The 24,119-nt window shown below is 66.0% G+C and carries 18 protein-coding genes; 5 read left to right on the top strand and 13 right to left on the bottom strand.

Annotation, left to right across the window (positions count from 1 at the left end):
• Positions 1 to 2: 2 nt before the first annotated feature.
• On the top strand, positions 3 to 1,067 hold the full coding sequence (hemE, locus tag PKB_RS26320; RefSeq protein ID WP_043255924.1) for a uroporphyrinogen decarboxylase: 1,065 nt from the start codon (positions 3 to 5) through the stop codon (positions 1,065 to 1,067).
• Between the two features lie 161 nt (positions 1,068 to 1,228).
• Here hemE and gabP read toward each other — a convergent pair whose 3' ends face one another.
• Together gabP and PKB_RS26310 are read right to left on the bottom strand one after the other, a co-directional pair.
• The gene (gene gabP / locus PKB_RS26315) at positions 1,229 to 2,623 is read right to left on the bottom strand and encodes a GABA permease (protein WP_043255922.1); all 1,395 of its coding nucleotides are present in this window, start codon (positions 2,621 to 2,623) and stop codon (positions 1,229 to 1,231) included.
• A 261-nt stretch (positions 2,624 to 2,884) separates the two neighbouring features.
• Positions 2,885 to 4,207, bottom strand: coding sequence for an MFS transporter (locus tag PKB_RS26310; protein WP_043255920.1), 1,323 nt, complete (start codon positions 4,205 to 4,207; stop codon positions 2,885 to 2,887).
• A 182-nt stretch (positions 4,208 to 4,389) separates the two neighbouring features.
• On the opposite strand from PKB_RS26310, the gene PKB_RS26305 reads away from it, so the two are divergent.
• Positions 4,390 to 5,283, top strand: coding sequence for a LysR family transcriptional regulator (locus PKB_RS26305; RefSeq protein ID WP_043255918.1), 894 nt, complete (start codon positions 4,390 to 4,392; stop codon positions 5,281 to 5,283).
• A gap of 89 nt (positions 5,284 to 5,372) precedes the next feature.
• A complete protein-coding gene (locus PKB_RS26300; protein WP_043255899.1) occupies positions 5,373 to 6,140 on the top strand; it encodes a ParA family protein in 768 nt (255 codons plus the stop codon).
• 4 nt (positions 6,141 to 6,144) lie between these two features.
• On the opposite strand, the gene PKB_RS26295 is transcribed toward PKB_RS26300, so the two are convergent.
• The 8 genes from PKB_RS26295 to PKB_RS26260 all read right to left on the bottom strand — a co-directional run bounded on the left by PKB_RS26295 (position 6,145) and on the right by PKB_RS26260 (position 18,283).
• A complete protein-coding gene (locus PKB_RS26295) occupies positions 6,145 to 6,954 on the bottom strand; it encodes a universal stress protein (RefSeq protein ID WP_043255897.1) in 810 nt (269 codons plus the stop codon).
• 76 nt (positions 6,955 to 7,030) lie between these two features.
• Positions 7,031 to 7,474, bottom strand: coding sequence for a YiiD C-terminal domain-containing protein (locus PKB_RS26290; protein WP_043255895.1), 444 nt, complete (start codon positions 7,472 to 7,474; stop codon positions 7,031 to 7,033).
• Between the two features lie 103 nt (positions 7,475 to 7,577).
• Complete coding sequence (trxC, locus tag PKB_RS26285; RefSeq protein WP_043255893.1) at positions 7,578 to 8,012, bottom strand: thioredoxin TrxC; 435 nt, start codon at positions 8,010 to 8,012, stop codon at positions 7,578 to 7,580.
• A 52-nt stretch (positions 8,013 to 8,064) separates the two neighbouring features.
• Positions 8,065 to 9,342, bottom strand: coding sequence for a bifunctional O-acetylhomoserine aminocarboxypropyltransferase/cysteine synthase (locus PKB_RS26280; RefSeq protein ID WP_043255891.1), 1,278 nt, complete (start codon positions 9,340 to 9,342; stop codon positions 8,065 to 8,067).
• A 124-nt stretch (positions 9,343 to 9,466) separates the two neighbouring features.
• Positions 9,467 to 10,927: a protein adenylyltransferase SelO gene (selO, locus tag PKB_RS26275; RefSeq protein WP_043255890.1), complete on the bottom strand. Its 1,461-nt coding sequence runs from the start codon at positions 10,925 to 10,927 to the stop codon at positions 9,467 to 9,469.
• Positions 10,928 to 10,982: 55 nt separating this feature from the next.
• Entirely contained in the window at positions 10,983 to 14,348 is a 3,366-nt protein-coding gene (mscK, locus tag PKB_RS26270; protein WP_043255888.1) for a mechanosensitive channel MscK, read from the bottom strand.
• 100 nt (positions 14,349 to 14,448) lie between these two features.
• Entirely contained in the window at positions 14,449 to 16,215 is a 1,767-nt protein-coding gene (locus PKB_RS26265; protein ID WP_043255886.1) for a potassium/proton antiporter, read from the bottom strand.
• A gap of 250 nt (positions 16,216 to 16,465) precedes the next feature.
• Positions 16,466 to 18,283 carry an acyl-CoA dehydrogenase gene (locus PKB_RS26260; protein WP_043255884.1) on the bottom strand — a complete coding sequence of 606 codons (1,818 nt, stop codon included), beginning with the start codon at positions 18,281 to 18,283 and terminating at the stop codon, positions 16,466 to 16,468.
• A gap of 132 nt (positions 18,284 to 18,415) precedes the next feature.
• Between PKB_RS26260 and PKB_RS26255 the strand changes: the two genes are divergently transcribed.
• Positions 18,416 to 19,258: a 23S rRNA (adenine(2030)-N(6))-methyltransferase RlmJ gene (locus PKB_RS26255; RefSeq protein WP_043255883.1), complete on the top strand. Its 843-nt coding sequence runs from the start codon at positions 18,416 to 18,418 to the stop codon at positions 19,256 to 19,258.
• Positions 19,259 to 19,352: 94 nt separating this feature from the next.
• Here the strand turns inward: PKB_RS26255 and PKB_RS26250 are convergent, their stop codons facing one another.
• Entirely contained in the window at positions 19,353 to 19,748 is a 396-nt protein-coding gene (locus PKB_RS26250) for a nuclear transport factor 2 family protein (protein WP_043255882.1), read from the bottom strand.
• Positions 19,749 to 19,822: 74 nt separating this feature from the next.
• Here PKB_RS26250 and PKB_RS26245 point away from each other — a divergent pair, with 74 nt between their 5' ends.
• Entirely contained in the window at positions 19,823 to 20,269 is a 447-nt protein-coding gene (locus PKB_RS26245; protein WP_043255880.1) for a MarR family winged helix-turn-helix transcriptional regulator, read from the top strand.
• A 137-nt stretch (positions 20,270 to 20,406) separates the two neighbouring features.
• Here the strand turns inward: PKB_RS26245 and msrA are convergent, their stop codons facing one another.
• Both msrA and PKB_RS26235 read right to left on the bottom strand, forming a co-directional pair.
• Positions 20,407 to 21,054: a peptide-methionine (S)-S-oxide reductase MsrA gene (gene msrA, locus PKB_RS26240; RefSeq protein ID WP_043255878.1), complete on the bottom strand. Its 648-nt coding sequence runs from the start codon at positions 21,052 to 21,054 to the stop codon at positions 20,407 to 20,409.
• Between the two features lie 83 nt (positions 21,055 to 21,137).
• The gene (locus PKB_RS26235; protein WP_043255876.1) at positions 21,138 to 23,825 is read right to left on the bottom strand and encodes a putative bifunctional diguanylate cyclase/phosphodiesterase; all 2,688 of its coding nucleotides are present in this window, start codon (positions 23,823 to 23,825) and stop codon (positions 21,138 to 21,140) included.
• Between the last annotated feature and the right edge of the window lie 294 nt (positions 23,826 to 24,119).

The raw sequence follows: 24,119 nt of genomic DNA, 5'->3' as shown, positions 1-24,119 counted from the left end.
CCATGACCGCCCTGAAGAACGATCGCTTCCTCCGTGCCCTGCTCAAGCAGCCCGTCGACGTCACCCCGGTGTGGATGATGCGCCAGGCCGGCCGCTACCTGCCGGAATACCGCGCCACCCGCGCCAAGGCCGGCGACTTCATGAGCCTGTGCATGAATCCGCAGCTGGCTTGCGAGGTCACCCTGCAGCCGCTGGATCGTTATCCGCAGCTGGACGCCGCGATCCTCTTCTCCGACATCCTCACCATCCCCGACGCCATGGGCCAGGGCCTGTACTTCGAGAGCGGCGAAGGTCCGCGCTTCAAGAAGGTCGTCTCCAGCCTGGCCGACATCGAGGCGCTGCCGATCCCCGATCCGGAGAAGGACCTGGGCTACGTGATGGATGCCGTGCGCACCATTCGCCGCGAGCTGAACGGCCGCGTGCCGCTGATCGGCTTCTCCGGCAGCCCCTGGACGCTCGCCACCTACATGGTCGAGGGCGGCTCCAGCAAGGACTTCCGCAAGTCCAAGGCGATGCTCTACGACAATCCGCAGGCCATGCATGCGCTGCTCGACAAGCTGGCGCAGTCGGTGACCAGCTACCTCAACGGGCAGATTCGCGCCGGCGCCCAGGCCGTGCAGATCTTCGATTCCTGGGGTGGCAGCCTGTCGTCCGCGGCCTACCAGGAGTTCTCACTGGCCTACATGAAGAAGATCGTCGACGGCCTGATCCGCGAGCACGACGGTCGCCGCGTACCGGTGATCCTGTTCACCAAGGGTGGCGGCCTGTGGCTGGAGTCGATGGCCGAGACCGGCGCCGAAGTGCTGGGCCTGGACTGGACCTGCGACATCGGCAGCGCCCGCGCCCGCGTCGGCGACAAGGTCGCCCTGCAGGGCAACATGGACCCGTCGGTGCTCTACGCCAACCCGGCAGCGATCCGCACCGAGGTGGCGCGCATCCTCGCCGCCTACGGCAATGGCACTGGGCACGTGTTCAACCTTGGCCACGGCATCACGCCGGAGGTCAATCCGGCCCATGCCGGCGCCTTCTTCGAGGCGGTGCACGAGCTGTCGGCGCAGTATCACTGAGGGATTGTGGCGTAGCGCCGCTCCTGTAGGAGCGGATCTCATCCGCGAATCGCGCTGGTGGGTTCGGTTTTCGCGGACAAGGTCCGCTCCTACGAGGGCAATCCCTCCCAAACGAAAAAGCCCCGGGGGGGGGGGGTTTTTTTCATGTCCGGTGCGAACGCTTAGGCGGCGTCGGCAACCAGGCCATTGGCGCGCTGGGCCTTGCGGCGGTTCGAGACCAGCAGGCCGGAGCAGACGACCACGATGCTCAGCAGAGTGGTGGCGACCACTTCCATGCGGTGGTCCGGCATGATCAGCATGATCACCAGGGCGGCGACGATGAACACGATCACCGCCCAGGTCAGCCAGGGGAACAGCCACATCTTCAGCTTCAGCTGGTGGCCCTGGGCGAGCAGCTTCTTGCGCATGCGCAGCTGCGACATCGCGATTACCAGGTACACCAGCAGGGCGATGGCGCCGGAGCTGGCCAGCAGGAAGTCGAATACCGCGGCCGGGGCCAGGTAGTTGGCGAAGGTGCAGGCGAAAGCCATGGCGGTGGACAGCAGCACGGCGTACACCGGGGTGCGGCTGACGCTGGTCACCTGGGCGATGCGCGGGGCGTCGCCGCGCTTGCTCAGCGAATACATCATGCGCGAGGCGGTGTAGAGCGCCGAGTTCAGGCAGCTGGTCACCGAAACCAGGACGATGATGTCGACGATCAGCTTGGCGTACGGGACGTTCAGCTGGTTCAGCACGGTCTGGTAGGAGCCCATGCTCACCAGGCGCGGGTCGTTCCACGGCACCAGGCAGACCACGATCAGGATCGACAGCAGGTAGAACAGGGCGATACGCCAGATCACCGAGTTGGTGGCGCGGGTGATCTGCTGCGCCGGGTCCTTCGACTCGGTGGCGGCGATGGTGACGATTTCCGAGCCCATGAAGGAGAACATGGTGGTCAGCAGGGCAGCCAGCACGGCGCCCCAGCCCTTGGGCATGAAGCCGCCGTCGGCATAGAGGTGGCTGATGCCGCTGACTTCCGGGTTCAGCGAGACGCCGAAAATGGCGGCGCAGCCGAGGATCAGGAAGGCGATGATCGCGCTGACCTTGATCAGCGCCAGCCAGAACTCGAACTCACCGTAGTTCTTCACGCTGAACAGGTTGGTGACGGTCAGGGCGCTGGTGATGAGGAAGGCCAGGATCCAGATCGGCGCGCCGGGAATCCAGGCGTGGATGATGGCTGCTGCTGCGTTGGCTTCCAGCGGGATCACCAGGACCCAGAACCACCAGTACAGCCAGCCGATGGTGAAACCGGCCCAGTGGCCGATGGCGCGGTCGGCGTAGGTGGAGAAGGAGCCGCTGTCGGGTTGGGCGACAGCCATTTCGGCGAGCATGCGCATCACCAGGACCACCAGCAGACCGGCGACCAGGTAGGACACCATGACGGCGGGGCCGGCTTCGGCAATGGCGTGGCCGGAGCCGACGAACAGGCCGGCGCCAATGGCCCCGGCGATGGACAACATGGTGACGTGACGGTTTTTCAGGCCTTGGGCCAGACCGGCGGAAGGGGTACTGCTCATGAATTACCTACAGCGAAAAGGAAGGGAATTGCGTCCTGCGCAGCCGAGGCTGTCTTGAGAATCCAGCGAATTAAGCGGGGGACGTGAACGCAAGATGCGCGCCACATTCTGTTACGACTTTGGTCGTAGAAAGCTGTTGCGTGGGTAAAAACCGCACAACGCCCGCTGGCGCGGGCGTTGTGGTGGCATTTCAGGCATATCCGTCGGCGACGATGGCGTATCAGTCGCCGACGTCTTTGGTATGTGGTGTGTAGAAACTACTCATGCGCGTGTCGCGCTCGGTGCGGGAATGCTGCGCGGTAACACTGCAAGGCGTGCCAAATGCAGGGCAACCAGCACGGCGGCGACCAACAGGGCGGCGATGAACAGGCCAACGCCGGTCCAGCCGAAGTGGTGCCAGAAGACCCCGCCGGTGGTGCCCGCCACGCTGGAGCCCAGGTAGTAGCAGAACAGGTAGATCGACGAGGCCTGGCCCTTGGCCTTGAGCGCGCGGCGGCCGATCCAGCTGCTGGCCACCGAATGCGCGGCGAAGAAGCCGAAGGTGAACAGCAGCATGCCGGCGACGATCAGCGGCAGCGGGCTGGCGAAAGTCAGCAGCAGGCCGCTGAGCATCAGCACTATCACCGCCCACAGCACCTTGCGCCGACCGAGTCGGTCAGCCAGCGAGCCGACCCAGGCGGAGCTGTAGATGCCGACCAGGTATACCAGCGAAAGCACTCCGACCACGGACTGGCTGAGGTGGTACGGATCGGCCAGCAGGCGGTAGCCGATGTAGTTGAACAGGGTGACGAAGGCGCCCATCAGCAGGAAGGCCTCGAGGAACAGCCAGGGCAGGCCGGCATCGCGCAGGTGCGAGGCGAAGCCGTCGGCCAATTGCCGCACGTTCAGCTGGGTCGGGCGAAAATTGCGCGACTCCGGGAGGATGCGCCAGAACACCAGGGCGGCGACCAGCGCGAGTGCGCCGAGGATGCCGATGGCGGCATGCCAGGAGACGAAGTCCACCAGCACGCCGGTGATCAGCCGGCCGCTCATGCCGCCAATGGCGTTGCCGCTGATGTACAGCCCCATGGACAAGCCGAGGTGCTGTGGATGGATTTCCTCGCTCAGGTAGGTCATGCCCACCGCCGCCAGGCCGCTGAGCGAAAGCCCGACCAGTGCGCGCATGGCCAGCACGCCATGCCAACTGGGCATCACCGCGCTGCCGAGGGTGAACAGGGCGGCGAGGATCAGCGAGGCGACCATGATCGGCTTGCGGCCGATGGCGTCGGAAATCGGCCCGGTCACCAGCAGCCCGCAGGCCATCATGATGGTCGCGATGGACAGCACCAGGCTGCTCTGCGCAGCGGTAAGGGAATAGGTCTGCGACAGCACCGGCATCATCGGTTGCACGCAGTAGAGCAGGGCGAAGGTGGCGAAGCCGCCGGCGAACAGCGCCAGCGAGGTGCGCAGGAAGGCCGGGGTGCCTTTCTCGATATAGTTTTCGATCTCGCCGAGGGCGCCGGACAGCGCTCGGTTGGTCTCCTGGGCGGCCTTGATGACGGCGGGCTCGGGTTCCGCGGAAGCCCGCAGGGCGGAGTGACTCACAACTCACCTCGAATCTGGATGGGATGCGCCGCGGGCGAGCGAAGAGCGCTTGCACAGGCGGCTGGCAGAAAGAGTGGGGAAGTTGTTCTTGGGCTTGTGCGGCAAGGATAAGGACAGGGATTTATTATCTCCAATATATTGTTCGACACGTTTGATATGTATTTCGAATCAAAGAGGCGGGTATGGAGCTGCGTCACCTGCGTTACTTCATTGCTGTTGCGGAAGAACTGCACTTCGGCCGCGCGGCAGAGACGTTGGGCATCTCCCAGCCACCGCTGAGCCAGCAGATCCAGGCGCTGGAAGAGGAGATTGGCGCGCGCCTGCTGGAGCGCACCAATCGTCGGGTGGCGCTGACCGAGGCCGGGCGGCTGTTCCTCGACGAGGCGCGGCAGGTGCTCGCCCAGGTCGATCGCGCGGTCCTGCTGGCGCGGCGGGCGCACCAGGGCGAACTGGGTGAACTGCGCATCGGCTTCACGGCCTCGGCGCCTTTCACCTCGACCATTCCGCGCAGCATCCATGCCTTCCGCCAGGCCTATCCGGAGGTGCATCTGGACCTGCAGGAGATGAGCAGCCGGCAGGTCGTCGAGGCGCTGCTCGAAGAGCGCCTGCACGTCGGGGTGATCCGCTCTTTTGCACTGCCCGAGTCGCTGGAGGCGGTGGAGCTGTTCAGCGAGCCGTTGGTCGCCATCCTGCGCGCCGACCATCCGCTGGCCGCCGAATCGGTCGAAGGGTTGAAGATGGAGGCACTGGCCGACGAACCATTCGTGTTCTTCCCGCGCAGCTACGGCACCGGTCTTTACGACCAGCTGCAGGCGTTGGCCCGCCAGGCCGGCTTCACCCCGCGCATCGCCCAGGAAGCGGGCGAGGCCATGACCATCATCGGCCTGGTCGCGGCAGGCCTGGGCGTCTCCATGCTGCCGGCTTCGTTCCGCCGCACGCGGGTCGACGGCGTGGTGTACCGCACCCTGCTCGACCCCGGAGCCTGCAGCTCGGTCTGGCTGGTACGACGGCGCAACGAAAGCGCGCCGGCAGCGCTCAGCTTCATCGACCTGGTGACCCGCAGCGTGACCGCCTGAATGCATGACCGACGGCGCGCGCAAGTGCTCGCCCTCGTCATGGCCATTGCATAGAATCCGAGACTCCTAAACGGCAGGAGGGATGCCCGATGCGTCGCGTGGTTTTCAATCAGAAAGGTGGCGTGGGCAAGTCCAGCATCGCCTGCAACCTGGCCGCGGTGAGCGCCGCCGAAGGCTACCGCACGCTGCTGGTGGACCTTGATGCGCAAGGGAACTCGACCCATTACCTCACCGGTCTGACCGGCGAGGACGTGCCCATGGGCATCGCCGACTTCTTCAAGCAGACCCTGGCCAGCGGCCCCTTCGCGCGCAAGGGCAAGGTCGACATCTACGAGACCCCGTACGACAACCTCCACGTGGTCACCGCCACCGCCGAGCTGGCCGATCTGCAGCCCAAGCTCGAGGCCAAGCACAAGATCAACAAGCTGCGTAAGTTGCTCGACGAGCTGGCAGAGGACTACGACCGGATCTACCTGGATACGCCGCCAGCGCTGAACTTCTACACGGTTTCTGCGCTGATCGCTGCCGATCGCTGCCTGATTCCCTTCGACTGCGATAGCTTCTCCCGCCAGGCGCTGTACGGCCTGTTGCGCGAGATCGAAGAGCTCAAGGAAGACCACAACGAGGACCTCGAAGTGGAGGGGATCGTGGTCAACCAGTTCCAGCCGCGCGCCAGCCTGCCGCAGCAGCTGCTCGACGAACTGGTGGAAGAGGAGCTGCCGGTGCTGCCGGTCTACCTGATGAGCTCGGTGAAGATGCGCGAGTCGCACCAGGAGTGTAAGCCGCTGATCTTCCTCGACCCGCGGCACAAGCTGACCCAGCAGTTCGTCGAACTGCACAACCTGCTCGAGGCCTGAGGCCTCAGGCGCTGACCAGCAGGTCGCAGGGCGGGCGGCGCAGGTAGTAGCGTGCCGTGCTGCCCAGCAGGGCCTGTTGCAATGCGGCGCGTCCGCGGCTGCCGAGCACCAGCAGCTGGGGCTGCCAGTCGGCCAGGCTCTGGTCGAGCAGGACGCGGATATTCAGCGAGCTCACCAGGCTCTTGCGATGCGGCAGGGCTTCGCCGACCTGGGCGCATTCGTCCTGCATGAGTTGCTCCAGAAGAGCCTGCTGCTCCTCCAGGCGTTCTTGCACCCGCCTGTTATCCGAACCGGTGTCGTAGGCATGCACGGCCAGCAGTTCGCTGTGCGGCGGCAGCCAGCAGCAGGCCGCGCGCCAGGCGTTGCAGGCGGCCACCGAGAAGTCCAGGGCGCTGAGCACCCGCTGGTAGGGCTGGAGCTGGTCGTCCAGCGCCAGCAGTGCCGGCACTCGGCAGCAGCGCAGGATCTGCTCCAGGGTGGTGCCGTCAAAGTGCTCCACCACCTGGGGATGGTGTGCACCCGTCACCAGCAAGTCGGCCTGCATTTCTTCGGCGGTGCTGGCGATCACCGTTGCCGGCAACCCTTCGCCGATCAGGAGTTCGCAGCGTTGCAGTCCCGCTGCCTGAGCGCTGTCGCGCAAGGCGGCTTCGGCGGTTTGCCGGGTCCTGCCAAGCAGCTCGGCGGTCGGGGAACTCTTGATGACGTGCAGCAGACAGACTTCGGCGTCGTGCTCGGCGGCCAGTTGCGCGGCGCGGCGCACGGCTACATCGGCCTCCACGCTAAGGTCGTGGGCGACCAGAATGAGCTTGGGCATAGGGGCGTCCTCCACAGGTCAGGACACTTTGGTCCATCCCCGTGAAGGCATCTTGATCCAACGCAAGTGACGCTGATCAGCGGCTACGCAGCTGATAGACGGCGTGGCTCTCGGCAACCACCACGCCCTGGGTGTCCTTGAGTTGCAGGTCCAGCACGTACTCGGACTTGCCTTTGCTCGCTGCCTCTTCGGCGATGCGGTCTATCTCGGCGTCGCTCAGACGGGCGTCGACCAGCACGTCACTGGTGGCGGGGCGGAGGAAGCGCAGGCTGGCTTCCTTGACGATCGGGTAATAGCTGTGGCTTTCGAAGCAGGTGAGGCGCAGGACGCCTCCGGGGATTTCGGCCAGGGTGAAGAGTGCAGCGGCGTACATGGTTCCGAGGTGGTTCTCGTTGCCCTTGAGGGGCATGCGCAGGCGCACGTGGCCGCGCTCGAGGAGTTCGGCCTTGAGCCCGGTGCGCTTGACGAAGGCGATGTGCTCCTCGGTCAGCTGGCGGACGTAGTCTTCGGGGAAATACATGGGGCGGCCTCGCTCTCATGGGATTTCCGAAAGCCTAGCCGCGCCGCCAATGGCGGCAATGACCGCTTCGCTCAGCCGGGCTGACCGAAGCGGTCACGGCGGATCAGACGCCCTGGCGCGACAGCCAGTCGAGCAGTTGCGGAAGCGGCATGGCACCGCTCTGCCGCGCAACTTCGCGACCATCCTTGAACAGGATCAGCGTGGGGATCGAGCGGATGCCCAGGCGCCCGGCGAGGTGCTGGTTGGCTTCGCTGTCGAGCTTGGCCAGGCGGCATCTGCCGTTCAGCCGAGCGGCGGCCTGCTCGAAGGTCGGCGCGAACGCCTTGCAGGGGCCGCACCAGTCGGCCCAGACATCCAGCAGCAGCGGCAGGTCGCCCTTGAGTTGCGCGGCGAAGCCGGCGTCGGCGACGGCGAAGGGCGTGCCCGGCAGCACTTCGTTCTTGCAGCGGCCGCAGCGGGGATGGTCGCTCAGGCGTTCGCTCGGCAGGCGGTTGAGGCCGCCGCAGTGTGGGCAGGGAATCAGCAGGGGATCGGTCATGGCGCGGCTCCGGATATGGCTTCCCCCAATCTGGAGCCGCGCCCGCCGGATATCAAGCCGCGGCGGCGGCCAGCGCCTGCTCCAGGTCGGCGATGATGTCGTCGCGGTGCTCGATGCCGATCGACAGACGCACCATGTCACGCGGCACGCCGGCCTTCTCCAGCTCTTCGTCGTTGAGCTGGCGGTGGGTGGTGGAGGCCGGATGGCAGGCGAGCGACTTGGCGTCGCCGATGTTGACCAGGCGCACCACCAGCTTGAGCGCGTCGATGAAGCGCGCGCCGGCTTCCTGGCCGCCCTGGATGCCGAAGGAGAGGATCGACGCGGGCTTGCCGCCGGTATAGCGCTGCGCCAGCGCATGTTCCGGATGATCGGGCAGGCCGGCGTACTTCACCCAGGCCACTTGCGGGTGTTGCTGCAGGTAGTGGGCGACCGCGAGGGCATTGTCGCAATGGCGCTCCATCCGCAGCGCCAGGGTTTCCAGGCCCTGCAGGATGAGGAAGGCGTTGAACGGCGAGAGCGCCGCGCCGGTGTTGCGCAGCGGCACCACGCGGCAGCGGCCGATGAAGGCCGCCGGGCCGAAGGCTTCGGTGTAGGTCACGCCGTGGTAGGACGGGTCCGGCGTGTTGAGCAGCGGGAAGCGCTCCTTGTGCTGCGCCCAGGGGAACTTGCCGGAGTCGACCACGATGCCGCCGATGCTGGTGCCGTGGCCGCCGATGTACTTGGTCAGCGAGTGCACCACGATGTCCGCGCCGTGCTCGAAGGGCCGGCAGAGGATGGGCGTGGCGACGGTGTTGTCGACGATCAGCGGCACGCCGTGGCGGTGCGCGGCGTCGGCCAGGGCCTGGAGATCGACGATGTTACCCGCCGGGTTGCCGATGGATTCGCAGAAGACTGCCTTGGTGCGCTCGTCGATCAGCGCTTCCAGCGCAGCGATGTCGTCGTGCGGGGCAAAGCGGGTCTGGATGCCGAAGCGCGGCAGGGTGTGCGCCAGCAGATTGTAGGTACCGCCATAGAGCTTGGCCACCGAGACGATGTTGTCGCCGGCCTCGGCGACGGTCTGGATGGCATAGGTGATGGCGGCCATGCCCGAGGCCACGGCGAGCGCGCCGACCCCGCCTTCCAGCGCCGCGACGCGCTGCTCCAGCACGTCGTTGGTGGGGTTCATGATGCGCGTGTAGATGTTGCCGGCGACCTTGAGGTCGAACAGGTCGGCGCCGTGCTGGGTGTCGTCGAAGGCGTAGGAGGTGGTCTGGTAGATCGGCACGGCCACGGCCTTGGTGGTCGGGTCGGGGCTGTAGCCGGCATGGACGGCCAGGGTTTCCGGTTTCATCGCGCTTGCATCCTTGTGGGCAGAAAGGCCCTGAGGATGCGAGCGGCGCCGCGGCCCGGTCAATGACCGGGAGCAATTGTCGCAGGGCGCCGCCAGATCGATTTCGCCTGAGCTTATAACCGCCTCAGGAGGAACAGCTGATCTCCAGGTGGCGGCCCCAGTCCGGCGGGCGGCGGGTCAGGTGTTCCACGCCCGGCTGCTCCTCGAAGGGCTTGCTCAGCACCTCGTGCAGCTGGCGCACCACCGAGTAGTCGCCCTGTTCGGCAGCTGCAATGGCTTCCTGGGCCAGGTAGTTGCGCAGCACGTACAGCGGATTCACCGCATGCATGCGCGCGCGGCGCTCGTCCTGGTTGCCGCCTTCGCGCGCGGTGCGAGCGAGGTATTCGGCGGCCCAGGCATCGAAGTCGGCGAGGTCGACGAAATCCTCGCGGACCGTGGCCAGCGCCTGTTCCGGCGCCTGCTCGCCGAGGCGGCGGAAGAACAGGCTGTAGTCCACCGCGCCGCTCTGCATCACCTGCAGCAGACGTTGCACGAGTTCGAGGTCGCCTTCCTCGGCCGTGGTCAGGCCGAGGCGGCGGCGCATCAGGTCGAGGTAATGGGCCTGGTACAGCGGCAGGAACAGGCCGAGCGCCTCGCGCAATTCGTCCACCTCGACGAAGGGCGTCAGCGCCTGGCCCAGCGCCGCCAGGTTCCAGTGGGCGATGGGCACCTGGTTGTTGAAGCTGTAGCGCCCGCTGTCGTCGGAGTGGTTGCAGATGTGCTTGGCGTCGAAGTCGTCGAGGAAGGCGTAGGGGCCGTAGTCGAAGGTGATGCCGAGGATCGACATGTTGTCGGTGTTCATCACTCCGTGGCAAAAGCCGTAGGCCTGCCAGTAGGCGATGAGTTCGGCGTTGCGCTCGACCACTTCGCGGAAGAAGGCCGCGTAGGGCTGCGGCTGCTCCAGGCAGGCGGGGAAGCTGTTGGCCAGGACGAAGTCGCCCAGCTCCTTCAGCTTGTCGTGCTGCTGGGTGTAGTAGAAGTACTCGAAATGGCCGAAGCGCACGTGGCTGGGCGCCATGCGCAGCAGCATCGCGGCGTTTTCCTTCTGCTCGCGCCACACCGGGGTGTCCGATGCGGTCACGCAGAGCGCGCGGCTGCTGGGGATGCCAAGGGCGTAGAGGTACTCGCTGGCGAGGAATTCGCGGATCGAGCTGCGCAGCACGGCGCGGCCGTCGCCCATGCGCGAGTAGGGCGTCTGCCCGGCTCCCTTGAGGTGCAGGTCCCAGTGTTCGCCGGCGTCATTGACCACTTCGCCCAGCAGCAGGCCGCGGCCATCGCCCAGGCGCGGGTTGTAGGCGCCGAACTGGTGGCCGGAGTAGACCATTGCCCGCGGCTCGGCCTCGGACCACAGCTTGTGCCCGGCGAAGATCTCGGCGAACACCGGCTCCTCGGTCACCGCCGGATCGAGGTCGAGCAACGCCAGGGCGGCGCGGCTGGCGACGACCAAACGCGGGTTGGCGATGGGATCGGGGAGGACTTCGGTGGAGAAGGCGTCGCCCAGGCGGGCGAAGCGATTGTCGAAGGAGAGTTCGTCGAGGGCTTTCATGCTGACTCCGGTAAGTCCGAGCATTGTGCTCGGACTTGTCCGGAGCCGTCCAGACTCAGGGCTTGCTGCCCGGCAGCGGCGGGTCCTGGTCCTTCACCGGTACGCCGGGCAGGGCCAGGGGCAGCTGGGGGATCTTCTGTGCCAGGTGGATTTCCTTGCCTTCGCCGTTCTTCACGTAGACGTCGAGCTGGTTGAAGGCCATCTCCACGCCATTTTCGCGGAAGCTCAGGGCGATGGCGGTGAGCAGTTCGTCCACTGCCGGGTTGCGGTCGCCCAGTTCGCGCACGTGGAAGCGCAGCTCGTAGTCGAAGGTGCTGGCGCTGATCGACAGGAAGTACAGCGACGGCTCCGGATCACGCAGCACGCGCGGGTTGTTGCGTGCGGCCTCGAGCATCAGCTTGCGTGCAAGCGCCAGGTCCGACTCGTAGGCCAGGCCGATCTTGATGGTGACGCGGGTGACGGTGTCGCTCAGCGACCAGTTCACCAGTTGCCCGGTGATGAAGGTCTGGTTGGGGACGATGATTTCCTTGCGGTCGAAATCGGTGATGGTGGTGGCGCGGATGCGGATCTTGCTGACCGTGCCGGAGAGGCTGCCGATGGTCACGGTGTCGCCGATCCGTACCGGGCGCTCGAAGAGGATGATCAGGCCGGAGACGAAGTTGGAGAAGATCGCCTGCAGGCCGAAGCCCAGACCGACGGAGAGTGCAGCGACCAGCCATTGCAGCTTGTCCCAGCTGACGCCGAGGGTGGACAGCGCGCTGACGATACCGACGCCGCTGATGGCGTAGGAAAGCAGTGTGGTGATGGCGTAGGCGCTGCCTTGTGCCAGGGTCAGGCGTTGCAGCACCAACACTTCCAGCAGGCCGGGCAGGTTGCGCGCCAAGGCCGTGGTAACGGCGGCGATGACCAGCGCCATGAGCACGTCGCCGAGGCTGATCGGCGAGCTGCTGAGGTTGTCGCCAGTGCCCGTGGTGTATTGGTAGAGCGTTACGTCGTTGAGGTACGAGGCGACGCTGATGAGGTCGGCCCAGATCCAGTACAGCACCGCCACGAAGACGATCAGCAGGCCGAGGCGAATCAGGCGCAGGGACTGTTCGTTGATCTCTTCGATGTTCAGCGTCGGCTCTTCCACCGCTTCGCTGCCATCGGCGTTCTCCTTGGGCGGGTTCTGCCGCTTGCTCAGCGCGCGCTGGTAGGCCAGGCGCCGGGCGGCCACGCTCAGGCCGCGGACGAAGGTGGCCTCGATCACCACCCAGATCATCAGCAGGAACAGGGTGTCGATCAGCCGGTCGCTCAGGCGCAGCGCGGTGTAGTAATAGCCGAAGCAGACCGCGATGAAGAGCAGCACCGGCAGCGCGGTGAAGAGCACGCCGACGATCATCTTGATCGCTGACGGACGCGAAGTGCTCGGGCTGGCGAAGAGGATGCGTCCGAGCAGGGTGGTCATCACTGCATAGCCGGAGAGCACCACGGCGATGCCGATGACGTCGTCGGCCAGGCTGCCGGGCTGGTGCTCGGCCACGGTGAAGACCGCGACCAGGGCCATGACCACGGCGCCCAGGCGGCGGATCATCTTGCTGGCGAAGCGCACCTGCGCCTGGCTCCAGTGGAAGTGCCGCTCGGCGATGCCGCCGGGGCTGAGGATGCGGTGGGCGGTGTAGAACACCAGCCAGACCTCGGCCATCTGCAGCAGCGCGGCGCCGAGGGTGGCGTTCTGCCCGCGGGCGTCGAGTACCAGCGCCAGGCCGGCGATGGCCAGGGCCAGGGTGCCGGGCAGGGCGAGCAGTACCGCCAGCAGCAGGGCCAGCGGGGTGTGTGCCTGGCCGTCGCGCTTGAAGTGGCCGATGTCGTCGTTCAGCGAGGCCAGCTTGTCGTAGAGGAAGCGGCGCTTCCACAGCAGGCCGGCGATCAGCAGGAGCAGCGGCAGGAACAGCAGCGGCCGGTCGATCAGGCCTTCACCCACTTCGACCACGGCCGAGCCCCAGGGCACCTGCGCCAACTGGTTCTGCAGCAGGGTCGGGGTCATCTTGAACCAGGACAGGTCCAGCGGGCGGTTGCTGGGAATCCAGAACATCTGCTCGTCGAGCGTGGCGCGCAGGTTGTCGCTGGTGTCCTTGAGCTGCTTCTGGGTGAGCTGCAGGGTGATGGCCTCGTTGAGCAAGGCATTGAGCTCGTGGTTCAGGCGCTCCATCAGCTCGCTGCGGGTGTCCACCAGGTTGCTCAGGTCCTGGCGCAGCTGCGGCGTCACGGTTTCCTGCGGCTGCTGGGCTAGCAGCTTGTCCATGTACATCTGCGGGTTGGCCAGCTCGTCGCGCTTCTGGTTCAGCTCGAACTGGTACAGGCGCAAGTCGGCGATCTCGTCGGCCAGCTCCTGGTCGGTCTTGATCTTGGGCAGCGACTGTTTCTGCTGGTAGAGGACCTTGGACAGCAGCAGGCTGCCGCGCAGCACATTGATCTGTTGGTCGAGGGTCTGGTCGAGTTGGGTCAGGGTGTCGAGCTGCTGCTTGGCCTCCAGGTTGCGCCGGGTCAGATCGTTGAGGCGGTCGGTGGTCCGCAGCAGATAGTCCGAGAAGCGCAGGTTGGTGGCGTTTTCCTGGCTCAGCAGGCTGTCGCTACCGGTGCTCTGGCTGCTGTCCTTGGCGAGCTCGGCGACGGTCTTTTCCGACTGCTGGCGGCGCTTGTCGCTGATCATCGTCTGCAGTTCGAGGGTCTCGTGCTCGGCGCGGGCGATCTGCTCGCTGAGCAGATCGCGGCGACTGTTGGCGAGGTCCTGCAGCAGGTTGTTGCCGGCCAGTTGCTGGCGCAGCAGCTGTACCTGCGCGTTCAGCGAATCCTGCTCGGCGAGCAGTTCGTTACGGCGCTCCGGCGAGATCGACTTGCCGGTCTCCTTGCCCGCCTTGAGGAGGTTGCCGATTTCCAGTACCCGCGACTGGGCATTGCTAATGTCGGCCTGGGCGCGCTCGGGGCGGGTCTGCGCGGTGATGAACTGGCTCTTCGCGTCGAGCAGCTGTTTCTGCCAGTCGGTGAGCTGGGTGGTGCGGTCGTTGAGCAGCAACTCCAGGCGGCTCACGTTCTCGCCGGCGTAGCGCTGGGTCGCCGGCTTGTCCGGGGTTGCCTTCAGGCGCGCCAGGTTGCGCTGGTTCTCGATGATCTGCCGGGGCGCGTCGGCCAGGCTGGTTTTCAGTTCGTCCAGCTGCTTCACATTGTCGTCGCGCGTGCCGAGCAGCTTGAGCGTGCGCTCCAGGCTGGCCTTGGCGGCCTGCATGTCGGGATCCGTCAGCTTGCGCGCGGACAGGCCGTCGAGGCTCTGCTGGACGGCTTCGGCGGAAGGCGGCTGGTTGGTGTCGGCGTGAACCGGCAGGGCGGCGAGGGCTCCGCCCAGGAGGAGGGCGGCGAGCAGGTTGCGCAGATACGAAGGCATGGTCGCGGTCGGTGGTTCTCGAAAAGTTGCAGTGAGCGTAGTGCGCAGCCGACGGCAGCGGCAAGGTCGAACGATGGGCTGCCGGGCGAGCGGTGGGGCGCTAGAGGAAGAGCCCCGGACCGGGACGACCTTCGGGGAATTTGACCCCCACCTTGCGGATCTTGTTCCCGTCCAGGGCGGCCACGGTCCAGGTCAGGCCGTTCCATTCCACCTGGTCGCCGATGATCGCCTGGCCGCCGATCTCGTGGGCGATGAAGCGGCCCAGCGGCTGCTCGCCGTCGACCCCTTCGAGCTTGAGGCCGTAGAGCGAGGCGACCGCCGACAGCTGGGCGTCGCCTTCGAGCACGAAGTCGCCGAAGAAGCGCGCGCTCAGGCCGCGGTCCGGCGCCTGGCTGAACAGCTTGCCGAGGGCCGGCAGGTCGTGTTCATGGCCGATCACGCAGAGGATGTCGTCGGCCTCGAGGATGGAGCTACCGGAGGGGTGCAGCAGCTGGGTGCCACGGAACAGCGCGGCGATACGCGTGCCTTCCGGCATCTTCAGCTCGCGCAGTGCGGCGCCGATGCACCACTTTTCCTTGCTCAGGTGGTAGACGAACAGCTCCCACTCGCTGGTCGGGTGTACTTCCAGGCCGGCGCGGGAGATCGGCGCCGGGTCCGGCGGCACTATCACCCGCAGCAGGCGCGCGGCCCAGGGCAGGCTGGTGCCCTGCACGAGCAGCGAGACCAGGACGATGAAGAAGGCCACGTTGAAGAACAGCTGGGCGTTCGGCAGGCCGGCCATCAGCGGGAACACCGCGAGGATGATCGGCACCGCGCCGCGCAGGCCGACCCAGGCGATGAAGGCTTTCTCGCGACCGTGGAAGGCGCGGAACGGGATCAGACCGAGCAGCACGGACATGGGGCGGGCGAAGAGAATCATCCACAGCGCCAGGCCAAGCGCCGGCAGGGCAATGGGCAGCAGGTCGTGGGGTGTGATCAGCAGGCCGAGGATGAGGAACATGCCGATCTGCGCCAGCCAGGCCATGCCGTCGAGCATGTGCAGGATGCCGTGGCGCGAGCGGATCGGCCGGTTGCCCAGGACCAGGCCGCACAGGTAGATGGCGAGGATGCCGCTGCCGTGGGCGGCGTTGGCCACGGCGAAGATCAGCAGGCCGCCACTGATCACCACCAGCAGCCCGCCACTGATCACCAGCAGCGGGTAGAGGCCGCCGGCCAGGTGCATGCGGTTGATCACCTGCAGCAGCAGCCAGCCGCCGGCCAGGCCGAGGATCGAGCCGATGCCGAACTCGCGCAGCAGGTGCGCGGCGAAACTCCAGCTCAGGCCGTGCTCGCCGCGGGAGAGCATGTCGATCAGGGTGACGGTGAGGAACACCGCCATCGGGTCGTTGCTGCCTGATTCGATTTCCAGGGTCGCGGTAACCCGCTCGTTGAGGCCCTTGCCGCCGAGCAGGGAGAACACCGCCGCGGCGTCGGTGGAGCCGACGATGGCGCCGATCAGCAGGCCTTCCATCCAGCTCAGCTTGAACAGCCAGGCGGCGGCCATGCCGGTCAGCCCGGCGGTCACCAGCACGCCGACGGTGGCCAGCGATAGCGCCGGCCAGAGCGCCACGCGGAAGCTCGACACGCGCGTACGCAAACCGCCGTCGAGGAGGATCACCGCCAGCGCGAGGTTGCCTACCAGGTAGGCGACGGGATAGTTGGAGAAGCCGATGCCGCCGGGGCCGTCGGTGCCGGCGAACATGCCGACGCCGAGGAAGATCACCAGGATCGGGATGCCGAGGCGCGACGACAGCGAGCTCACCAGGATGCTCATGCCGACCAGTACCGCACCGATCAGGAAATAGGTGTTGATCGAAACGGCATCCAAGGTGTCGGGCCTCCTGGCAGATAGGGAACGGCAAGGCTATCGGAAAGGATGCAGGCCGCATGCCAAGGGATTCTAACCCGCGGATTTGCAAGGCTGTCAAAGGCTAATTGCCGCTTGCTGTAGGAGCGAGCTTGCTCGCGGACGAGCCCCGGCAGGATGTGTTCGCGAGCTCGCTCCTGCGAACGGCGCTCCGGCACGCGGACATAAAAAAGCCCCGGACGTGACCGGGGCTGAAGAACGCAGGCGGGAACTAGAACCAGGTGTCCCGCATGCTCGAACAGGTGTTGTCGCGGGCCTCCAGTAGCGCCAGCTCGTGGTGGCAGGACGGTACTTCCCAGGTCAGGAAGTAGCGCGCGGCCTGCAGCTTGCCGCGGTAGAAGTCCTCGTCGGCGGCGTTGCCCTCGCCTTTATTGATCAGCGCCAGGCCTTCCTCGGCGCGGATCGCCTGCTCCAGCCAGCGCCAGCCGATCACCGTGTGGCCGAACACCTTCAGGTACAGCGCCGAGTTGGCCAGGCCTTGGGCGACCTTGCCCTGCATCAGGTCGCCGAGCAGCGCCAGGGTCACTTCGGAGAGGCGCGCCAGCAGTTGCTCCAGCGGCTGGCGCAGGGCGTCGAGGCTCGGGTAGCCACTGGCGCGCTCGCAGGCCTGGTGGATCAGGCGGGTCAGTTGCTTGAGGCCGGCACCGTTGTTCTGCGTCAGCTTGCGGCCGAGCAGGTCGAGCGACTGGATGCCGTGGGTGCCTTCGTGGATCGGGTTCAGGCGGTTGTCGCGGTAGTACTGCTCCACCGGATATTCGCGGGTGTAGCCGTGGCCGCCGAGGATCTGGATGGCCAGTTCGTTGGCCTTCAGGCAGAACTCCGAGGGCCAGGATTTGACGATCGGGGTGAGCAGGTCGAGCAGTTCGTGGGCCTGCTTGCGCTCATCCTCGGTCGGCAGGGTCTCGCAGTCGTCGACCAGGCGCGAGGCGTACAGGCCGAGGTCGAAGGCGCCTTCGACGTAGGCCTTCTGGGTCAGCAGCATGCGTTTGACGTCGGCGTGCTCGATGATCGAGACCTGCGCCGAAGTCGGGTCCTTGGCGTCCACCGGGCGGCCTTGCGGACGCTCGCGGGCGTATTCCAGCGAATACAGGTAGCCGGCGTAGCCGAGCATGATCGCGCCCATGCCGACGCCGATGCGCGCCTCGTTCATCATCTGGAACATGTAGGCCAGGCCGTGGTGCGGCTTGCCCACCAGATAGCCGACGCAGTCGCCGTTATCGCCGAAGTTCAGCGCGGTGGAGGTGGTGCCGCGCCAGCCCATCTTGTGGAACAGGCCGGCCAGGGTCACGTCGTTGCGCTTGCCCAGGGAGCCGTCGGCATTGACCAGGAACTTCGGCACGATGAACAGCGAGATGCCCTTCACCCCGGCCGGTGCGTCCGGCAGCTTGGCCAGGACCATGTGCACGATGTTTTCCGACAGCGGGTGGTCGCCACCGGAAATGAAGATCTTGTTGCCCTTGATCCGGTAGCTGCCGTCCGCGTGCGGTTCGGCGCGGGTGCGGATGTCGGCCAGCGACGAGCCGGCGTGCGGCTCGGTCAGCGCCATGGTGCCGAAGAAGCGACCTTCGATCATCGGCTCGAGGAACAGACGCTTCTGCTCGTCATTGCCGAAGGACTCGATCAGGTGGCTGGAGCCCATGCTCAGCATCGGGTACGACGAGGTGGCGATGTTGGCCGACTGGAAGTGCGCGAAGCAGGCGCGCGACAGCAGGTGCGGCAGCTGCATGCCGCCTTGCTCGAAGCTGCGCGAGGCGTTGTGGAAACCGGCCTCGTTGAAGGCGTCCACCGCCGGCTTGACCTCGGGAATGAGCACCGCGGCGCCGTCGACGTACTGCGGTTCGTGCTCGTCGTTCTTGCGGTTGTGCGGGGCGAACAGCTCTTCGGCGATGCCACGCGCGGTGGAAATGGCCGCGTCGAAGGTTTCGCGGTTGTGCTCGGCGAAGCGCTCGCGCTGGGTCAGGGCTTCGGCGTCGAGCACTTCGTAGAGCTCGAAGGCGAGGTTGCGGGAGCTGAGCAGGGTCTCGGACATGGTCGGCCTCCAGATGGGTGACAGCAGTCTAATCTGGTGAATTAAGGGCGCCCACTAACATCCATGAGCGTGATAGAGGCCCAAAACATCGCCCATGCACTAAAATGCTTGCCCCCAAGGAGCCTGCCGTTCATGAACTACCGTCACGCCTTCCACGCCGGCAACCATGCCGATGTCTTCAAGCACATCGTCCTGTCGCGGATCTTCGCCCTGATGGCGCGCAAGGACACGCCCTTTGCCTTCCTCGACAGCCACTCGGGCATCGGCCTGTACGACCTGCTGGGCGACGAGGCCAGCCGCACCGGCGAGTGGGAGCAGGGCATCGGCCGCCTGTGGCAGCGCGACGACCTGCCGGAGCTGACCGCCGATTACATGGCGCTGGTGCAGGCGATGAACCCGGACGGCGAATTGCAGTACTACCCCGGCTCGCCCGAGCTGGCGCGGCGGCTGACCCGTTCCCAGGACCGTGTGCACCTGAACGAGCTGCACCCAGAGGACGGTCGCCTGCTCAAGGCCAACATGGGCGGCGAGCGGCGAATCGCCGTGCACCAGAACGACGGCTGGTTGCTGCCGCGAGCGCTGCTGCCGGTGGCGGAAAAGCGTGCAGTGCTGCTGATCGACCCGCCGTTCGAGCAGGCCGATGAGCTGGAGCGCTGCGTTACCGCCCTGGGCGAAGCCATCGCCCGGATGCGCCAGACGGTGGTGGTGATCTGGTATCCGATCAAGGACGAGCGCCAGCTCAAGCGCTTCTACCAGGGGCTGGAGCGAAGCAACGCGCCCAAGCTGCTGCGCGCCGAACTGCTGGTGCATCCTTCGGACACTGCCGAGCGCCTCAACGGCTCGGGCCTGGCCATCGTCAACCCGCCGTGGCCGCTGGAGGACGAACTGCGCGAGCTGCTGCCGTGGCTGGCGCAGGTGCTGGCGCAGAGCGAAGGCAGTTGGCGCCTGGACTGGCTGGTGGCCGAGGGCGCCTGAGGCCCGCATTCCCTGTAGGAGCGAGCTTGCTCGCGAACGCTTTCCGGGGCACACGCATCAAGCGGATTCGCGTGCAAGCTCTCCTGCTGCGACTTCAAAGCGCCGTCCAGGTCTCGAAGACTTCTTCCCGCGCGATCAGCCCATCGCGCATGCGGAAGTGATGCACCAGCCGCAGCTCGGCGCGGCTGCCCACCGGAAGCGGACAGTTGTCGATGCCCTCGGCGGTGATTCGCAGGCGCACGCGCATGTCATCCACCACCCTGTCCTCGGTAGCGAAGCGGTCCAGCGGTTCCAGCTCGATCTCTCCCATGGCGCCGAACAGTCGCAGGTACATGATGCGGATGGCCGACTTGCCATGCAGTTCGATGCCGCGGCCGGGGATGCTCAGCACTATGTCGTCGGTATAGAGGTCGAGCACTGCATCGACATCGCGGGCTTCGTCGCGGATATGCCGATCCACGACTTCGAGGTTGCGGGTGATCGAGCTCATAGCTGTCTCCTGGAACAAAGTCAGTTTGTCTGTCTAAAATAGACAGATAAACTGACTTTGTTCAAGCTGAGCCGATGAACAGTCCTCTCGTCGATCCGAATCGAAAATCCCTGGGTGTGCTGCTGCGCTATCCCTACGAACTGCTTGCCGACTGGCTCTATGGCCGCCTGGGCGAGGAGTTTCCTGGCGTGCGCCTGCCGCACAGTGCTGTGCTGCGCGGTCTGGAAAGCGGCGGCAGTCGAGTGGTCGATCTCGCGGCGCGCGCCGGCATGACCAAGCAGAGCATGGCCTATCTGGTGGAGCAGTTATGCGAGCTGGGTTACCTGCGTGTCGCCGCCGACCCCAACGACGGCCGGGCCAAGCGGGTACAGCTGACGGCAAGCGGGGAACGCCTTTACGCAAGGGCGCTGGAGTTGTCCGCGCAGGCAGAAGAGGGGCTGGCCGTAACCTTGGGGGAGGCGGATGCGCACGAGCTGCGGCGCATCCTCGAACGTCTCCACGGGCGTTGGAGTCCGCGCTAGAGGCTTTGCGCCGGAGCGATGCTTTCCGGCGAGCCGCGTCGAGCGGATCGCAGAATGCAAGAAGCCCCGGCGGTGCCGGGGCTTCTGCGTTACGCGGTGATGACCTTTGCAGGTCCTGGCGCCAGGGCGCGTCTACCTCATGCCGGCAGGCAAACCCCGGTGCCACCCAGGCCGCAGTAGCCGTTGGGGTTCTTCGCCAGGTACTGCTGGTGATAGGCCTCGGCGTAGTAGAACGGCGGCACCTCGCGGATTTCCGTGGTGATCTCGCCGTAGCCGTTGGCGCTCAGTTCCTTCTGGAAGGCCGCACGGCTGGCTTCCACCACGGCTTTCTGCGCCTGGTTGGTCCAGTAGATGGCCGAGCGGTACTGGGTGCCGGTGTCGTTGCCCTGGCGCATGCCCTGGGTCGGGTCGTGGGATTCCCAGAACACCTTGAGCAGCTTCTCCAGGCTGGTTTGCTGCGGGTCGAAGACCACCACCACGACTTCGGTGTGGCCGGTCAGGCCGGAGCAGACTTCGTCGTAGGTCGGGTTCGGGGTCAGGCCGCCGGCGTAGCCGACCGCGGTGACCCACACGCCCGGCTGCTGCCAGAAGCGCCGCTCTGCTCCCCAGAAGCAGCCCAGTCCTAGAACGATCTGCTGCAGGCCGGCCGGGTACGGCGGGCACAGGGTGTGGCCGTTGACGTAGTGGGTCTCGGGCACCGGCATAGGCGTCTCTCGGCCGGGCAGGGCCTGGGCTTGGCTGGGCAGTTCGTGCTTGTGGACGAGAATCTGGGAACGCAGGGTCATGGCATTCGTCTCCTCTGGCTGGGATGCGGATAGACGCGCGTAGACCCCGGAGATTACAGATTTTGCCTAGGGCGTGGGATTTTTCAGTCGCTGCGGCAGGGATAGCGTTGCAGGCTGGCGGACAGCTCGGCGCTGGGGATGGGTTTGTCGAACAGGTAGCCCTGGCCGATATCGCAGCGGTTGCGCCGCAGGAAAGCCAGCTGCGCCGCGGTCTCCACGCCTTCGGCGACCACTTGCAGCTTGAGGTTGTGGGCCATGGCGATCACCGCCGAGGTGATTTCCATGTCGTCCTGGTTGTCCGGGATGTCCTTGATGAAGCTGCGATCGATCTTGATCACGTCGATGGGGAATTTCTTCAGGTAGCTCAGCGACGAATAGCCGGTACCGAAGTCGTCCATGGCCAGTGTCAGGCCGAGCTGCTTGAGGCGTTCCAGCTGCTGCTTGGTGTCGGCGGTGGCGTCGAGCAGCAGGCTTTCGGTGAGTTCCAGCTCCAGGCGTCCGGCCGGTACCTGTTCCTCGTGGAGGATCGCGGCGATCGAGCCGACCAGGTCGGGGTCGCTGAACTGCTTGGGCGACAGGTTGATCGCGATGTTCAGCGGTCCCAGGCCCTTTTCCATCAACTCGCGGCCCTGGCGGCAGGCCTCGCGGATCACCCACTTGCCGATGGGGATGATCAGCCCGGTTTCCTCGGCCACGCTGATGAACTGGTCCGGGCGGATCATGCCGCGCTCCGGGTGCTCCCAGCGCAGCAGGGCTTCCAGGCCGAGCAGCTGGCCGCTGCGCAGGCACAGTTTGGGCTGGTAGTGCACTGCCAGTTCGTTATGCACCAGCGCGCGGCGCAGGTTGCTCTCGACGAACAGCTTGTGGCTGGCCTCGGCGGTCATTGCCTCGGTGAAGGTCTGCAGCTGGTGCTTGCCGTTGGCCTTGGCCTTGTGCAGCGCGAGGCCGGCGTTCTTCATCAGCGTCTGTGGGTCCTGGCCGTGCTGCGGCGCATAGGCCAGCCCGACCGAACCGGTGATGTTGATGAGTTGGTTGTCGACGAACAGCGGCTTGTCGAGCACGTCGAGGATCTGCGCGGCCACCCGCTCGCCACGGCCGGCGCTGGACTCCTCGAGCAGCACGGCGAACTCGTTGCTGGCGAAGCGCGCCAGCGTCGTGCCGTCGGAAAGACTGCTGCGCAGACGCCGCGCCAGGCTGGCGAGCAGCTTGTCGCCGGTCTGGTGGCCAAGGCTGTCGTTGATCCGCTTGAAATTGTCGATGTCCACCAGCAGCAGGCTCAGCGGTGTCTGGCTGCCGGCGTGCAGGCGTTCTTCGAGGACATTGATGAAGTAGTGCCGGTTGGCCAGCCCGGTGAGGTTGTCGCGGTAGGCGAGCTTCTCGATGTGCTGCTGGGCCAGCTTGCTCTGGGTGATGTCTTCGTAGATGCCGATGTAGTGGGTCAGCTCGCCGTCGTCGGCGTAGACCTTGGACAGCGACAGCTGGCCCCAGTAAGGCTCGAGGTTCTTGCGCCGGCTGCGGAATTCGCCTTGCCAGCTGTTCTGCGCGAGCAGCGCGGAGCTGGCGTCGAACAGCAGGTCGCTGAGGTTGGCCAGGGCCGGCACTTCGGACAGGCGGCGGCCGCGCACTTCGTCGGCGCCGTACTGGGTGATGGCGGTGAAGCTCGGGTTGACGTATTCGATCACGCCTTCGCGTTCGATCAGCAGGAAGGCGCTGGCGCTCTGCTCGACCGCCCGCTGGAACAGGTGCAGGGCGCTGGAGGCACTGCGCCGCTCGTGGTTCATCACCACCTGGGCGTACTGGTCGGCCAGCTCGCCGGCGAAGGCGACTTCGTCGCTCTGCCACAGGCGCACTTCGCCTATGTGCTCCAGGCAGAGCACGCCGACCACCTCGCCGCCGACCCGGATGGTCGCGTCGAGCATCGCGCTGATGCCTTGCGCGCGCAGGTAATGCTCGGCGAGCTCGCGGGTACGCGGGTCCTGCAGGACGTTGTGTGCGTCAATTGCACGACCGCTGTTGATGGCTTCGAGGTAGTTCGGGAAGCGGCTGGCGTCGAAGCTGCGCGGCAATTCGAACTGGTCGATGTCGCGGCGGTAGATGGCGATCGGCTCGAGGACGTTGTCCTTGGTCAGTCGCCAGATGCCGGCGCGGGCCACTTCGTAGGCCTCGCTGGCGGCCTGGGCGATCAACTGCGCGGCTTCCAGTAGCGGGTCGTCGGACTGGTAGCGATGGCGCGCCAGACGCACGATTAGGTTCTGCTGGGCGCGCGAGCGCACCAGGTGCTGCAGGTGTTCGTCCTGGGAGCGCTGGTACATCTCCAGGGACATCTTCAGGCGGATGTTCTGCTCCTCCAGCTCGCCTGGTGCGGCTTGCTCTGCGGAGGAGTCGTCATGCACGAGATAGCCCTGCAGCAACTGTCGGCCGCGCTGCTGCACGGCCTCGCCGATCTCCAGCAGGCTGAGCGCGCCACGGGGCGTGTGCAGGCTGTAGCGCACCTGGTAGCGGCCGTTCTGCAGTAGCTGCTGCTGGATCTGCTCGTGCAGGCGGTGGCGCGCTTCCGGCTCCATCAGGCTGGCATAGGGCGAATCGAGCAGGCTGCAAAGATCGGCGGCGGCGACTCCGAGGCTGCGTTCGCAGGCAGCGTCGAGGTACAGGAGTGTCCAGCTCGGCTCGTTCAACCGCTCGAAGCGCAACAACCCCAGCCGCGAAGGGACGGGGAGCTGCGTGACAGCCTCGACCGCCGGACGGTTGGCGGGATCGGGATGACTCTTCATGCTCGGCGGTTTTTCCAGTTCTGGGCGAGGTGCTTTGCCTCGGCCGACTTCTGATGGCTCAGGCAAGGGTGCATGATGCAGAAATGTCTGACAAGCAAAGCCTTTATCGGCGCGGTCGGGCATCGATTGAGGAAAAGGCTGACCGTTGATCGGAGGATGCCACGGATGCTGGCGGTTTGCCATGAAGTGCGCGGTGGTAGAGCGGCGGGCAAAAAGAAGCCCCGTCATCCGACGGGGCTGGAGAGAACGAGCGTGGCGTGCTCGTTGGTAAAAACGAATCGGCCCCCGAATGGG

The organism is Pseudomonas knackmussii B13 (genome assembly GCF_000689415.1).
In the GTDB taxonomy this organism is placed as follows: Bacteria; Pseudomonadota; Gammaproteobacteria; order Pseudomonadales; family Pseudomonadaceae; genus Pseudomonas; species Pseudomonas knackmussii.
The sequence above is the reverse complement of the archived record's forward strand: the minus strand, read 5'-3'. Positions and strand labels throughout refer to the sequence as shown.

What these genes read in the sequence shown, in the direction of transcription:
- hemE (WP_043255924.1), top strand. Translation starts at nt 3, where the DNA reads ATGACCGCCCTGAAGAACGATCGCTTCCTCCGTGCCCTGCTCAAGCAG.
- PKB_RS26245 (WP_043255880.1), top strand. Translation starts at nt 19,823, where the DNA reads ATGAACAGTCCTCTCGTCGATCCGAATCGAAAATCCCTGGGTGTGCTG.
- PKB_RS26280 (WP_043255891.1), bottom strand. Translation starts at nt 9,342, where the DNA reads ATGAAACCGGAAACCCTGGCCGTCCATGCCGGCTACAGCCCCGACCCG.
- PKB_RS26300 (WP_043255899.1), top strand. Translation starts at nt 5,373, where the DNA reads ATGCGTCGCGTGGTTTTCAATCAGAAAGGTGGCGTGGGCAAGTCCAGC.
- gabP (WP_043255922.1), bottom strand. Translation starts at nt 2,623, where the DNA reads ATGAGCAGTACCCCTTCCGCCGGTCTGGCCCAAGGCCTGAAAAACCGT.
- PKB_RS26295 (WP_043255897.1), bottom strand. Translation starts at nt 6,954, where the DNA reads ATGCCCAAGCTCATTCTGGTCGCCCACGACCTTAGCGTGGAGGCCGAT.
- selO (WP_043255890.1), bottom strand. Translation starts at nt 10,927, where the DNA reads ATGAAAGCCCTCGACGAACTCTCCTTCGACAATCGCTTCGCCCGCCTG.
- mscK (WP_043255888.1), bottom strand. Translation starts at nt 14,348, where the DNA reads ATGCCTTCGTATCTGCGCAACCTGCTCGCCGCCCTCCTCCTGGGCGGA.
- PKB_RS26290 (WP_043255895.1), bottom strand. Translation starts at nt 7,474, where the DNA reads ATGTATTTCCCCGAAGACTACGTCCGCCAGCTGACCGAGGAGCACATC.
- trxC (WP_043255893.1), bottom strand. Translation starts at nt 8,012, where the DNA reads ATGACCGATCCCCTGCTGATTCCCTGCCCACACTGCGGCGGCCTCAAC.
- PKB_RS26305 (WP_043255918.1), top strand. Translation starts at nt 4,390, where the DNA reads ATGGAGCTGCGTCACCTGCGTTACTTCATTGCTGTTGCGGAAGAACTG.
- msrA (WP_043255878.1), bottom strand. Translation starts at nt 21,054, where the DNA reads ATGACCCTGCGTTCCCAGATTCTCGTCCACAAGCACGAACTGCCCAGC.
- PKB_RS26235 (WP_043255876.1), bottom strand. Translation starts at nt 23,825, where the DNA reads ATGAAGAGTCATCCCGATCCCGCCAACCGTCCGGCGGTCGAGGCTGTC.
- PKB_RS26255 (WP_043255883.1), top strand. Translation starts at nt 18,416, where the DNA reads ATGAACTACCGTCACGCCTTCCACGCCGGCAACCATGCCGATGTCTTC.
- PKB_RS26250 (WP_043255882.1), bottom strand. Translation starts at nt 19,748, where the DNA reads ATGAGCTCGATCACCCGCAACCTCGAAGTCGTGGATCGGCATATCCGC.
- PKB_RS26260 (WP_043255884.1), bottom strand. Translation starts at nt 18,283, where the DNA reads ATGTCCGAGACCCTGCTCAGCTCCCGCAACCTCGCCTTCGAGCTCTAC.